This window comes from Corallococcus sp. CA054B (assembly GCF_003611625.1).
Classification (GTDB): Bacteria; Myxococcota; Myxococcia; order Myxococcales; family Myxococcaceae; genus Corallococcus; species Corallococcus coralloides.
The window spans coordinates 23,687-36,168 of sequence record NZ_RAVY01000093.1; the positions used below are offsets into that span (position 1 = coordinate 23,687).

Below are 12,482 nucleotides of genomic sequence, written 5' to 3' on the forward strand. Positions count from 1 at the left end.
GCACGAGTGCCATACGACCTGCGCGTGATGTGGCTCGCGGTCCTCGCGGGGCTGCCCGCGGTCCTCGTGACGCTGGCGCTCCTGTGGACGGGGGACTTCACCGCCAAGGTGCGCTGGACGCTGTCCGTGCTCGTGGTGGGCATCCACGCCGGAGCCTGTCTGGCGCTCCGTGAGCGCGTCGTGCGGCCCCTGCACACCGTCGCGGGCCTGCTGGCCGCCCTGCGTGAAGGCGACTACTCCGTGCGCGGACGGGGCGGACGCGCGGGGGATCCGCTCGGGGAGGTGCTCATGGAGGTCAACGCCCTGGGGGACACCCTGCGCGAACAGCGCCTGGGCGCGATGGAGGCCGGCGCCCTGCTGGGCCAGGTCATGGAGGCCATCGACGTCGCGGTGCTCGCCTTCGACGCCTCCGGCACCCTCAAGCTGGTGAACCGCGCGGGCGCCCGGCTCGTGGGCCTGCCGCGCGCGCAGCTGTTGGGCCAGCGCGCCGAAGCCCTCGGCTGGAGCGACCTGCTGGAAGGCCCCGCCCCTCGCCGCCTCACGCGCGTCTTCGCGCAGCAGGACGGCGGCCCCTACGAGCTGTGGCGCGGCACCTTCCGCGAAGGCGGCCAGCCCCACCAACTCATCGTGCTCACCGACCTGCGTCTGGCATTGCGCGAAGAGGAGCGCGAAGCCTGGCGCCGGCTGGTCCGCGTGCTCAGCCACGAGATCAACAACTCCCTCACCCCCATCCAATCCATCGCGGACGCCCTCCGGGACACCGTCACCCAGGTGCCGCGCCCCGCGGACTGGGAGGAGGACACCCGTCACGGCCTGGGCATCATCGCCCGCAGAGCAGAAGCCCTGTCCCGCTTCATGTCCGCCCACGCGCGGCTCGCGCGCCTGCCGCCGCCCACCCTGGGCCCCGTCGAAGTGGAGCCCTGGGTGCGGCGGGTGGTGGCCCTGGAGCCGCGCCGTCCCGTCGCCGTGCGCCCGGGCCCCGTCCTCACCGTGCCCGGCGATGGAGATCAGCTGGAACAACTGCTCATCAACCTGGTGCGCAATGCAGTGGACGCCGTCCTGTCGGAAGGGGGCACGGGCGGTGTCTGGGTTTCCTGGGCGGTGCACGCGCCGGGCGCCGTGGAGGTCTGGGTGGAGGATGAAGGCCCGGGCCTCGCGGACACCGCGAACCTCTTCGTGCCCTTCTTCACCACCAAGCCCCAGGGCAGCGGCATCGGCCTGGCGCTCAGCCGGCAGATCGCCGAAGCGCACGGAGGCAGCCTGCGCCTGGAGAACCGCACGGACGGCCGAGGCTGCCGCGCGAGGCTCAGGCTCCCGCTGGACGCTCCGCGCGCGTGAAGCGCTTCTTGCCGGACAGGGACGCGGGGCCCGTGGGCGCGGCGGGACCGGCTTCAGGCTCCGGCACGGGCGCGGCCAGCCGGTAGAGCAGCGCGGTCGCCGCCCAGAAGAACAGCACCGTGAAGCCCACGTGGATCCACCGCGCCCCGGACCACTGCTGGAGCGAGTGCGGCAGCGCCTCCAGCGCGACGAAGCCGCCCATCCACTGCCCCAGCCAGCACAGCGCCGTCACCCACAGCACGCGCTGCCACGACGCCACCCGCGTGCGCCCGAAGGCATACCGGTGCAGGGCCCACAACAGCCCCACGGCGCAGCCCCACAGCGCCAGACGTGTCAGGGAAAGTCCCCGGTGCGAAGGACCCCATGGGTCCAGCTCCAGCACCCCGAAGCTCGGCGCCAGGATGAGCACCTGCACCAGCAGCACCCGGCGCACCCGCTCCGTCAATCCCTTGAGGAGCTGTCCATACGTCCAGGTCAGCGCAATCATTGGAGCCCTCCTCGGGCACGAATGAGCGGTGCTACAGAGGAAGAACGGTTCGCCCTTTATTTCTTGATTTATTTGATTGGGCAGGACTCCCGGGCTCCACTCAGACAAGCAACTTCCGGGGGTTGGAGGGTCATCCGCAATGACTATTCAAAGATGGACAGTTCGGAGAGGGTATAGAACTCAGCGGGTGGGGCGGTGCCGTCGTAGATAAGGGATTCCACGGAGAGCCGCACGAAGCGCACGGGCCCGGTGGGGGTGAGGGGCACGTCCTGGAAGACCGGCTCCTGGACGCCCAGGCGGAGCATCCCGTCCCCATAGGGAGATGCCCCCTCGGCAGGCTCGGTGTAGAGGCCGAACGTCGCATCGCGCAGGGACTGCTCCTGCGGGCTCATGTCCCGCAGTACGACGCGCGCCAGGGATTGCCACTGCTCGCCGTCGACACTGCCCTCCAGGACGAGCCAATCCCTACCGCCCCTGCCTTGCAGGTAGTGCAGCCCGCGCACCACCGCGCGGCGTGGCAGGGCCGGCTGGGGCAGGGTGATGACGACGTTGTGGAAGCGGGGGTCGGTCTCCTTCTCCCAGAAGTCCACCGGGGTGAGCAGGCCATCCGTCCATGGACAGACATCCGGAAAGGACGGCTCGCACGTCGCGCCGCGACTGATGGGGCGCAGCGTCCCCGCGGGCAGCGGTTCGGCGCCGGTGCGCCATTCCTGCCGGAAATAGACGGAGCTGGGCTCACCGCCCAGCGGAGAGAACAACCACGAGCCCATGCTGGCGGCGCGCAGCCGCACCTGGGGCGCGGCGAAGTCCTCCAGCACGTACGGGCTCGGCGTCCATGGGGACTCCGTGCCCTTCTGCCGCCAGAGCAGCTCGCCGCCGGACGTGACCCACAGCAGGGGCTCCGGGGCGGTGGGCAGCAGGGGAATCGTCGAACCGTCGTCGGCGAGCAGCTCCAGCGTGTCGCCGGTCTCCGGCACGGGAGGTGCCGGGGGCGCGGGCGGGAAGGCCACGGTGGGGCCCTGGTCGCTGCTGCCCACGATCGGGCGCGCATCCCACGGCTTCAGCGTGGGCAGCTCCACGTCGTCCTGCATGGTGAACGACAGGAAGGTGCCGCTGCCGTCCGCGTCCAGCGGCAGCGCCAGCCGCAGGCGGTTCGAGCGGCTGTAGTAGTCCTCCTCGCGCACGGCGTCCCCGGACAGCATCTCCAGGGTGAAGTCGCCCGAGGCCTCCGTGGTGGCGGTGGTGAGCGGCGTGAAGACGTCGTCCTCCAGCCGCTCCAGGGTCAGCGTCTCCCCGGAGCGCGGCGTGCCGTCGCGGTGGAGCGCGCGGCCGTACGCGAAGATGGGGTCCTCGGGATAGCGGTCGCAGCCAGCGGTGGTGAAGGCCAGCAGTCCCAGGGAAGTGACGAGTGCGCGTCGCATGTCAGTAGGTCGCCTTGAGCCCGAAGAGGGGGAGGATGACGGGGATGCGCATGGGGACCCGCACGGGGCGGACGTCCTTGTGGGGGGAGCCCTCGTAGTCGCCGCCTTCGGAGCGGTACTCGTAGGCCACCACCTCCTGCTGTGCGGAGAGGTTGAGCACGTCGAGCGATGCATCTAGCGTGAAGTCCTGGTAGGCCCACGACTTCGCGATGCGCGCGTCCACGCGGAAGAACGGCGCCAGCCGCTGCGTGCGGTCCAAGTCCTGCCGCACCCATTCCGTCGAGCCGTCGCCGTTCGTCACCCAGCGCTGCGTCTGGGAGGTGATCTGCCCCGTCTCCGGACGGCCGGTGTTGAAGTGCACCACCGTGCCCACGGTCCAGTTGTTGCCGAACTTGTAGCTGAGCGCGGCGTTGAAGGTATGCGCCTGCTCGAAGGCGAAGGGCAGCGTGCCCTCCACCGTCTCCAGCACGCGGTTGTCGTCGCCGATGCGTCCGAAGCGCGCCTTCCGCTTGCTCTGGAGGAAGCTGTAGGACACCCAGCCGAACCAGTGGCGGCCCAGTGGGTGACGGGCCATCAGGTCGAAGCCGTAGGCGTAGCCGGTGGTGGCGGGGTCCTCGCCCAGGCCGCCCCGGCGGCGGCGGTTCTCCGCTACGTCCACCAGGTCGAACTCCACCGCGCGGGACAGCGGGTTGAAGTACGCGTCCGCGCTCAGCTCCAGCCCCTCGAAGGCCTTCCACTCCGCGCCCACGTCGAACTGCGCGCCGGACTGAAGGCCGTAGCGCAGGCTCGCGGTGTCGAAGGCGGGCACGTGCACGAGCACGGTGGGCGGCTGGTGGTACAGGCCCGCGCCGCCCTTGAGCGTGAGGGTGTCCGTCAGTGAGTGGCGCACGGACAGGCGCGGCTCCACCGCGGTGAAGGTCATGCCCGGCACCAGGTGGTACGCGTCCACGCGCAGGCCCGGCGTCACCACCCAGTCTTCAGAGGGCTTCCACGTGACGGACGCATACGCGCCGGAGAAGGTGGCCAGGGCGCTGGGCCGCTTGAGCGGATCCGCGTCGTCGGAGGGCCGCCAGCCCGGAGGCCGCGCGGTGCCGATGAGCGTGGTGGCGGAGCGGCGGTGCTCCACGTCCGCGCCCACTGCGACGTCGAGCGACGGCGTCAGCGCGCGCCGCCACCCCGCGCGAGCAGCGACGCTCACCTGGCTCAGCCCGTACTCGCCCACGTCCTGGCGGACGAGGGTGCCCCCGGCGTTTTGCGTCTCCTCGCCGGTGAGGCCCAGGCCGTCCCAGCCCAGGGTGACGCCGACCTCGCCCTCGCCCTCCGCCACCGGGTGCGTGCCGCGCAGGTCGATGCGGTGGAAGCGCGACACGACGCCGCCGCCCTCCGCCCCTGCCAGCAGCTCCGGCGCGATGCCCACGTCGTCGGAGCTGCCCAGCGCGAACAGGCGCAGGCGGCCCCGGCCCACCTTCTGCTCGATGCGTGCCTGGTAGTCCCAGAAGCCCGCGCGCAGCTGCTCCGCTTCCGGGCGCTGGAGCACGTTGGCCGCCAGCGAGATGAGCAGCGCGGAGTAGCTGAAGCGGCCCGCGAGGCTGACGCTGGTGCCCGTGGATTCAAAGGGCTGTTCGATGAAGCCGCCCGCGTTGAGCAGGTCCGCGTACGCGGTGAAGTGCAGCCGGTCTTCGCGAGGACGGCTGATGCGCCCCTCCACCGCGCCGCCCAGCACGCGGCCGTACTGCACTGGCGGCGTGCCCGGATAGAAGTCCACGGTGTCGATGAAGTCCGGGTGCACCACCGCGGGCCCGAGCAGCAGGTGGTACAGCATCGGGATGCGAATGCCATCCAGGAAGAAGCCCGTGGCGGCGGGCTGGCTGCCGCGCACCACCGGGTAGCTGATGCCGGATGCGAGGCTGCCCACGCCCGGCATCAGCATCACCACGCGGAATGGGTCGCCCAGCGTGCCGGGCACCTCGCGGATCTCCTGCTCATGCAGGCTGATGCGGGTGACTTCCGTGCGCGGGCGCTCGTCGCGCACCACGGTCTCGTAGGGGTTCACCTCGCGAGGCTGGAGCCGGTAGATGACCTGGAGCGTCTGTCCTTGCGTCAGCGTCTCAGTGAACGTCGTTGTCGCGTGGCCTGGAGCGCGGACCTCCAGCGTGTGAGGGCCCGGCGACACGTCCAGCGTGAAGAGGCCCTGCGCGTCCGTGGTGGCGGCGGGCTCCGAAGCGCCGTCCAGGAAGAGAGCCGCGTCCTGCAACGGGCGGCGCGTGCCGCGTGCGCGCACCTCGCCGGTGAGGCGCGTGGTGGAGGCGGGGACCTGCACGGGCGGCGTGAAGCGATAGACGAACGGCAGGCGCACCGCCACGGGAGTGCCGCCCAGCGTGGCCGGGGTGAAGCGCAGGCCGGGGGCTGCGGCGAGCGCCGCGTCGGTGAGGCGCGGCTCGGTGGCGGCGCGGACCACCTTCGCCTCCGCGACGCGGCCCTCCACGTCCACCAGCAGCTCCAGCTCCACCTCGCCGGGCGTGCCCTCCAGGCCTTCCGGCCACGCGGCGGGCGCGTCGGCGGCGAGGCTGGGAGGCACGAGCGTCGTGTCACCCGCGTCGGGAGAGAGGCCCAGGCGTAGGGCGTCCTCGGAGGAGAGGACCTGGCCCGCGTCGGTGGCGTGGACGTCCACCTCCACGGCGCGAGGTTCGCTGGTGGCGGAGGGCACGCCCTGCGCGAGGGCGGTCGAGGCGGACAGGAGCGCCAGCGCCAGGGGGAATGCACGGGGGAGGAACATGGGCGGGCGCTTCAACACCGGACCCTCGCGAATGTGTCACCCGCGCTCGCGCCGGACGGCTCCGGCCCGGCGAGGACACTGCATTCATTCATGGATTCAGCCCAAGGCGCCCATGACTTCCCCGGCCCGGGGCGGAAGTCGGTTCACGCAGGGCATGCGGACCGGGAGGAGAAGCCCGGCTGTGCCTTCTTGCGCGGAGGCTGTCCCCTGCCATGGCATCCGCATCGCGCCAGCCCGTCCCTGGGGATGGGCGCGCTGTGCGAACGCGCACGGCCCGCTGTCCCGAGGTGCCGCCCCCTGGAGCCGCGACCTGGGCGGTCGTTACACTTTTTCATGTCGAGCGGAAGCCACGGCCAGGGTTCCGCGGGGAGGGCGCATGCGGACGCCGAAGGACGAACTGCTGCTCCGGGCGATGGACCATGCGTTGTCAGCGCGAACGATGGACGCGGTGGAGGCGCTGGCCGCGCTCTACCGGTTGTTGGACGCGGAGCGCATTCCCGAGGACGAAAACTACGCCGTGTTCGCCACGGCCTTGTCTCGCCGGTTGGAGGGGGCGACGGGGGCGCTGCATCCGTACCGGGCGTCGGAGGTGGACGGCGGCGCGCCCCAGATTGAGTTGTTCCGGCGGTTGATGAAGCACCTGCCGCTGGCATCGGCGGCGGACGCGGTGGCGAACGCACTGCTCGCGGATTTCCTACGAGGACACGCGGAGGCGACGCTGCTGGACGTGGGCATCGGGCAGGGGCGGCAGGAGTGCAACCTGTTGCGAGCGCTGGCGAAGGCGGGCGCGCTGCCCCGGCACCTGACGGTGGTGGGGGTGGATCCCAGCGGCACGAGCCTGATGGAGGCGCGAGACGCGCTGCTGGCGGTGGCGGAGGAGGTGGGGCTGTCGCTCGAGTTCGTGAAGCTGGAGTCGCCGGTGGAGGACCTGGACGCGGCGATGTGGACGGCGTTGCGAGCCGTGCGCCGGCCGCTGGTGGTGAACGCGGCGTTCGCGCTGCACCACGTGGCGGAGAAGGCGACGTCGGGAGTGGAGGCGCGCGACGCGGTGCTGGCGAGGCTGGCGTCGCTGGGGCCGGTGGGCGTGGTGATGTGCGAGCCCCATGTGGATCACCACCGGGCACCGGCGCGTGAGCGATTGAAGAACGCGTGGAATCACTTCTCCCGGGTGTTCCAGCTGCTGGATACGCTGGAGATACCGAGCGCGGAGCGTCGCGCCATCAAGCGGTTCTTCGGCCGGGAGGTGGATGACATCGTGGGAACGGTGAACGAGTCGGAGCGGTGTGAGCGCCACGAGCCGGCCCTGGCGTGGTGGGAGCGCTTGCAGCGCGCGGGCTTCACGCCGCGAGGCGGGCTGGAGGCGGTGTGTCCGGCCGACGTGCACCCGGCCGTGGGCCTGTGCGTGGAGGAGGGCACGGTGGGCATCACCTTCCGGGGCGATGTGCTGGTGTCGGTGCTGGCGGCGGTGCCGGGGGAGGGCGCGTGAGCGAGTTGGAGGCGTTGGCGCCGAAGGTCATCGCGAGGTGCCGTGAGGCCGGGGTGCGGCTGGCATTGGCGGAGGCGTGTACGGGAGGGCTGATGACGGCGGCGCTGACGGAGGTGCCGGGGGCCTCGGCGGTGGTGGAGCGAGCGTTCGTCCCGTACTCGAACGAGTCGAAGGGAGAGCAGCTGGGGGTGCCGCTGGCGTTGTTGCAGGCGCACGGGTCGGTGAGCGCGGAGGCGGTGGGCGCGATGGCGGCGGGAGCGCTGGAGCGTTCGTGGGCGGACTGGGCGGTGGCGGAGACAGGCATCGCGGGGCCCGGAGGCGGGACGGAGACGAAGCCGGTGGGGCTGGTGTTCATCGCGGTGCAGCGGCGCGGGAGGGCCGCGGTGGTGGAGCGTCACCGGTTCGAAGGGGACCGGCGGCAGGTGCGGCAGGCCGCGGCGGCGCGAGGGCTGGCCCTCCTTCTGGAGCAGGTGGGAGTGGAGTCCTGAATAGGGGACTCATCCCTCGGGACGTTGGCACGTGGAGGCCTGATGGAGGAGAAGGTTTGACGCAGTCTCACGAAGGGGGCCTCGATGTATCGAATCGACGTGGACCGAGCGGAATCCATCGTGAGCTTCGCGCTGGAGGGCTACATCCGGCTGGAGGAGATGCAGCGCTTCGTGGAGGACCTGCGCGCCGCGACGGATGAAGTGGCGGGGCAGGCCATCAAGATCGAAGCGGACCTGCGCACGTTCCGGCCGGCGTCACCGGAGGCGGCGGACCTCATCCGGAGGGTGCAGGAGTACGGGCTGCGCTCCGGGGTGACGCGGGTGGCGGAGCTGGTGCAGAACCAGATCGTCGCGTTGCAGTTGAACCGGGTGGCATCCGGAAGCGGGACGGACAAGATCCTCCGCCGTTTCTGGCAGGAGTCCGCGGCACGGACCTGGCTGAAGCACGGAGACGCGGAGCTGGGAGTGGCGCTGCAGGGCTGAGCGGAAACGAACATGCCAGCGCGCGGATGGTGCGTGCTGTGGATGTTGTTCGTGACGGGCTGCGCGACGTCCCGGACGTGGCGATTGGACACGGGAGAAGGCCGGGCGCGTGAGCACACGCCGCGCACGGACACGCGGCCCGTGACGCTGGACGGAGACACCTTCGAGGAGGCAGTGCGGACGCTGGCGCGCGGAGCGCCGGTGTCGCTTCGGCTGTTGAATCCCGGTGCGCAGCGTCCGCGGGCCTCGCTGGGCGTCGTGTCGGTGGACGACCCGAGGCAGGGCCGCGTCCGGGTGGCTCAGGAGAGCACGGAACTGGAGGCCGCCTACGGACGCTGGTGCGTGCGCAAGCGGTTGTCCGGAGACTGCCTGCACCTGTTGGACCGGGGCCTGACGCTGGATGAGGAGGGCAAGCGGACGCTGGCCTTCCGGATTGCGTTGGACTCGGTGTGGGAGGAGACGGCCGAAGCCTTGGAGGGGATGGTGGACCCCGAGGCGACAGTGTCCCTGCTGGTGATGACAGGCGCGGTGTACTTCAGCCTGTGGCTGGTACCGGAGCCGCTGTTGTCGAAGGGAGTGGCGGCGACGCTGACGGTGGCGCTGATTGCGTACCTGGGCTGGGACACGGTGTGGAGTCTCATCCAGGGCTGGAGGGTGCTGGCGGCGGAGGTGAAGGATGCGCAGACCTTCGACGGCATCCGGGACGCGGGAGAGAAGTACGGCGAGGTGATGGGCAAGCAGGCGGCACGGGCCTTCGTGATGCTCGCGATGGCGGCGCTGGGGAGCACGGCGCAGACGCTGGCGACGAGGGTCGCGACACTGCCGGGCTCAGCGCAGGCCGCACTGGTGGGAGCGGAGCAGGGAGGCTTCCGGCTGGTGGCCGCGGCGGAGGTCTCCGCAATCGCGGTGTCCGCGAGCGGCGAGGTGACCATTGCCCTGGCGCCCAACGTGGTGGCGATGTCCGCGAAGGGACCGAACGTTCCCGCGCCAGTCGACGTCCACGAACATCACATCGCCACGAACAAATGGTGGGAAGCCACGCACAACGGTGGTCCGTGGTCGCCCCAGTTCCAGAGGCTCTTCGACCGCGCGGGAATGTCCCTGGATGATCCCGCGAACAAAGTTCGTGTCCCGGGCCATAAGGGTCCTCATCCCGAGGCGTACCATCAAAGAGTGCTCTCCCGGTTGAACGAAGCAATGGAAGACTGTGCCAGCATCCATCAATGCCGCGAGGCACTCACCAACGAGCTTCGTCGGCTCGCCAGCGACATCTTGAACACGAGCACGACGCTCAATAAGTGGGTCACGAAGTCATAGCTGGGCGGGAGTCTCTCGTGGCGATGCGGTACTTCGAGCTGGTCGACGATCTGTACGTTCCCGGTCGGTGGTCGCTGGGCGATCCCATCGATGCGTCCGGCCGGGAGGTCGCCAATCCATGGATGTTCAGGAAGGGAGAACCCGTCAGCCTGGAAGCGCCCTTGAGGATTCCGGTCGACCATGCCGGTCAGCCCTTGGACTTCACGCTGGCGGGCATCGGCTTGGCGCCCGTCATTCAGGAGGAAGCGGCAGCCATCCTGACCCGGCTCGCACTGGATGATGTTCAGCTGCTCCCCGTGACCGTCGCGTCGGAGCCCGGACCGCACTTCCTCGTCAACGTGCTACGGCTTGTCAGATGCATCGACGACGAGGCTTCCGAAGAGGTGCTGTATTGGAAGCCTGAAGATGGGCGTCCAGAGAAGGTAGGGAAATACAGGGACGTCGCTGGCATGCGTATCGATCCGACGAAGGTGGGCGATGCCAAGGTCTTCCGCACCTGGGGGTGGACCGTTGCGCTCATTGTCTCCGAGGACATCAAGGAGGCGCTGGAGCACGCGAACATCACCGGGGTGAAGTTCCGGGAAGTCACAGGCCCCAGCGAAGTCAGCCCCGAAGAGCGCGAACACAACCGCAAGCTCCAGGCGCTCTACGAACGGACCGAAACAGCCCGCACCGCGTTCTGGCGCACCTTGGGCACACTGGATGAAAACGCCGTCCTCCCCATCGTCGTCGGAGGAGGCTGGCCCGCGAAGCGCCAGGTCTGGCGCGTCATCCACCGGCCTGAAGGACGCACCCTCTTCGTGACGGACGGCCTCTCCGACTTCTTCGTGGATGCCGTGGAGCCCTCCGTGGGCTTCGGCCTGGAGCTCGCGCTTGAGACCAACGAGCCACAGGCCGACTGGCCCGTGACGCTACTGGAACGCATCGCCAACGAGCTCGTGGGCCACGAACACCTGCGCGAACCGGCGAGGACCGGCATCCTCTCCATGGAAGTGGGCGGAGAGCGCATGCCCGAACCGCTCCTGACCAAGGAAGGCCGGGTCGCCGTGCTCCTGGGCATGGACACCCCATCACTCCCGACTCACTTCACGATGCCAGACGGGCAGGTCCGGTTGGTCACCGTGAAGACACTGATGCCCCGGGAGCTCACGTACCTGCTGGAGCACGGCAGGGAGGAACTGATCCACCGCTTCAACCAGTCCAGCCCCGGCCACCTGTCCAAGGCCTGGCGCCAGCCCGTGGTGTAGCTACCGCATCCCCAGCAGCAGCCACACCGCCAGCGCTCCATACAGCGGCACGTTGAGCGCCAGCGTCAGCCGGTTGATGCGCCGGAACCGCTCCTGCTCGGCGTCCGCGAACCACACCCCATCCTCGCCGGTGGTGCGTCCCTCCACCGCCTGGTGGAACAGCGCCGCATACGCCACCTCCACCACCAGAGTCACCAGCACCAACCCCACCAACGCCAGCGCCCACACATCGCGCCCATCGAGCGCTCCGGCCCACTTCTCCCCGGTGTACACGAGCCCCGCCCCGACCAGCGCGATGCACCCCAGGTCATGGCCCACGCCGTACGGAGGCCGCCAGTTGCGCGACACGTAGAGCATGTAGAGCTCCGCGGCACCGCGCAGCCACATGGACACCGCGAATGCTCCCAGCACGACGCGCGCCTCCACCGGCACGGACGCATCCAGCGCCACCAGCGGGCACACCAGGAACCAGAGGAACACCGCGTACAGCAGCCACGCCATCTTGGGTCCGGAGATGCGTCCACCCCGGCCGCCCTGCGCGTTCTGCCTGCGCCGGAACACCACCGCCGCGCTCGCGCACGCCAGCAACGCCACCACCAGGAACACCCGCGTCGACGAAGTGAGCATCAGTAGGAACGGGGATAGTGGTGGGGAAACCGCTCGACGTACCACGCGCGAAGCCGGGGCAGGTGCGCGAGGGACACCCGCGGATGCAGGTGATGCACCACGTGCATCCCCACGTGCCGGGGCGCCAATCCCAACCACCCCCACCACCCGAGCCCATGGTCGCGAGTGCACGCGAACACATCTTCCAGCCTCCGCCCCCGCACGGGCGCGGCGGTGTGCTCCGCGAGCAACCGGTGCGCATTGAACCCAGACGCCACCAGCAACGGCACCCCGTACCCCCACAGCACCGCGGAAGGCCACCGCACCGCCAGCGCCAGCACGCCCAGGTGGAACAGCACCTGCCCCGCCTCCGCCCGAGCACACGCCGCCACCTCCGTGTCCCGCGTGAGCACCCGCCCGGAGCGGTCCTGCAGGAACACGCGCCCATACGCCGTGCGCAGCGAAGGCAGCACCCACGCGCAAAGCCCTACCGGCCCCCGCAGCACCCAGCCCGGGATGACCCCCAGGAGCAGGATCCACCGCCACACCGTGCGCAGCCGTCCTCCATCCGGAGGCTTGCGGTACGGATCCGACGGCAGGCCCGCATCGCGATGATGGCGAAGATGGTGGTAGCGCATCGCCGCCAGCGTGGACGCAATGGGGTAACCCGCGACGGCCTCCAGCAGACACAGTCTCCATTCGCGCCTTCGCGAAGACATGTGGACCGCGTCATGAAGCAGGACGCCCAGCGCATGCAGCCGTCCCGCGACGACGAGCACGGCCAACGGCGCCAGCACCGGAGGAGCCCAAGCCATGACCGCCCACCCCAGAGC

General features: G+C 70.1%; 11 protein-coding genes. 6 read left to right on the forward strand and 5 right to left on the reverse strand.

The features are described from left to right. Positions 1 to 27: 27 nt before the first annotated feature. Positions 28 to 1,338 (forward strand): PAS domain-containing sensor histidine kinase, encoded by a 1,311-nt coding sequence (locus D7V80_RS22410; protein WP_120590095.1) that lies wholly within the window; start codon positions 28 to 30, stop codon positions 1,336 to 1,338. Here D7V80_RS22410 and D7V80_RS22415 read toward each other — a convergent pair. From D7V80_RS22415 to D7V80_RS22425, 3 genes are all read right to left on the reverse strand, one after another. Then, complete coding sequence (locus tag D7V80_RS22415) at positions 1,307 to 1,825, reverse strand: hypothetical protein (protein ID WP_120590084.1); 519 nt, start codon at positions 1,823 to 1,825, stop codon at positions 1,307 to 1,309. The two genes, D7V80_RS22410 and D7V80_RS22415, sit on opposite strands and share 32 nt — an antisense overlap. A 143-nt stretch (positions 1,826 to 1,968) precedes the next feature. After that, positions 1,969 to 3,246: a hypothetical protein gene (locus D7V80_RS22420; protein WP_120590085.1), complete on the reverse strand. Its 1,278-nt coding sequence runs from the start codon at positions 3,244 to 3,246 to the stop codon at positions 1,969 to 1,971. 1 nt (position 3,247) lies between these two features. Further along, complete coding sequence (locus D7V80_RS22425; RefSeq protein WP_120590086.1) at positions 3,248 to 6,022, reverse strand: TonB-dependent receptor domain-containing protein; 2,775 nt, start codon at positions 6,020 to 6,022, stop codon at positions 3,248 to 3,250. Positions 6,023 to 6,398: 376 nt separating this feature from the next. Between D7V80_RS22425 and D7V80_RS22430 the strand changes: the two genes are divergently transcribed. The 5 genes from D7V80_RS22430 (at position 6,399) to D7V80_RS22450 (ending at position 11,043) form a co-directional block, all read left to right on the forward strand. Then, complete coding sequence (locus D7V80_RS22430) at positions 6,399 to 7,508, forward strand: GRAS family protein (RefSeq protein ID WP_120590087.1); 1,110 nt, start codon at positions 6,399 to 6,401, stop codon at positions 7,506 to 7,508. Then, on the forward strand, positions 7,505 to 7,996 hold the full coding sequence (locus D7V80_RS22435) for a CinA family protein (RefSeq protein WP_120590088.1): 492 nt from the start codon (positions 7,505 to 7,507) through the stop codon (positions 7,994 to 7,996). Before D7V80_RS22430 ends, D7V80_RS22435 begins: the two co-directional genes overlap by 4 nt. 84 nt (positions 7,997 to 8,080) lie before the next feature. Further along, on the forward strand, positions 8,081 to 8,479 hold the full coding sequence (locus tag D7V80_RS22440) for an STAS/SEC14 domain-containing protein (protein ID WP_014393123.1): 399 nt from the start codon (positions 8,081 to 8,083) through the stop codon (positions 8,477 to 8,479). A 12-nt stretch (positions 8,480 to 8,491) separates the two neighbouring features. After that, complete coding sequence (locus D7V80_RS22445) at positions 8,492 to 9,796, forward strand: AHH domain-containing protein (protein ID WP_120590089.1); 1,305 nt, start codon at positions 8,492 to 8,494, stop codon at positions 9,794 to 9,796. Continuing rightward, the gene (locus D7V80_RS22450) at positions 9,778 to 11,043 is read left to right on the forward strand and encodes an imm11 family protein (protein WP_233585613.1); all 1,266 of its coding nucleotides are present in this window, start codon (positions 9,778 to 9,780) and stop codon (positions 11,041 to 11,043) included. Before D7V80_RS22445 ends, D7V80_RS22450 begins: the two co-directional genes overlap by 19 nt. Here D7V80_RS22450 and D7V80_RS22455 read toward each other — a convergent pair whose 3' ends face one another. Together D7V80_RS22455 and D7V80_RS22460 are read right to left on the reverse strand one after the other, a co-directional pair. After that, the gene (locus D7V80_RS22455; protein ID WP_120590091.1) at positions 11,044 to 11,670 is read right to left on the reverse strand and encodes a hypothetical protein; all 627 of its coding nucleotides are present in this window, start codon (positions 11,668 to 11,670) and stop codon (positions 11,044 to 11,046) included. Next, positions 11,670 to 12,482: fatty acid desaturase (locus D7V80_RS22460; RefSeq protein ID WP_233585615.1), on the reverse strand; the 813-nt coding region annotated here is incomplete at its 5' end. The genes D7V80_RS22460 and D7V80_RS22455, both read right to left, overlap by 1 nt.

What these genes read in the sequence shown, in the direction of transcription:
- D7V80_RS22410 (WP_120590095.1), top strand. Translation starts at nt 28, where the DNA reads ATGTGGCTCGCGGTCCTCGCGGGGCTGCCCGCGGTCCTCGTGACGCTG.
- D7V80_RS22415 (WP_120590084.1), bottom strand. Translation starts at nt 1,825, where the DNA reads ATGATTGCGCTGACCTGGACGTATGGACAGCTCCTCAAGGGATTGACG.
- D7V80_RS22420 (WP_120590085.1), bottom strand. Translation starts at nt 3,246, where the DNA reads ATGCGACGCGCACTCGTCACTTCCCTGGGACTGCTGGCCTTCACCACC.
- D7V80_RS22425 (WP_120590086.1), bottom strand. Translation starts at nt 6,022, where the DNA reads ATGTTCCTCCCCCGTGCATTCCCCCTGGCGCTGGCGCTCCTGTCCGCC.
- D7V80_RS22430 (WP_120590087.1), top strand. Translation starts at nt 6,399, where the DNA reads ATGCGGACGCCGAAGGACGAACTGCTGCTCCGGGCGATGGACCATGCG.
- D7V80_RS22440 (WP_014393123.1), top strand. Translation starts at nt 8,081, where the DNA reads ATGTATCGAATCGACGTGGACCGAGCGGAATCCATCGTGAGCTTCGCG.
- D7V80_RS22445 (WP_120590089.1), top strand. Translation starts at nt 8,492, where the DNA reads ATGCCAGCGCGCGGATGGTGCGTGCTGTGGATGTTGTTCGTGACGGGC.
- D7V80_RS22455 (WP_120590091.1), bottom strand. Translation starts at nt 11,670, where the DNA reads ATGCTCACTTCGTCGACGCGGGTGTTCCTGGTGGTGGCGTTGCTGGCG.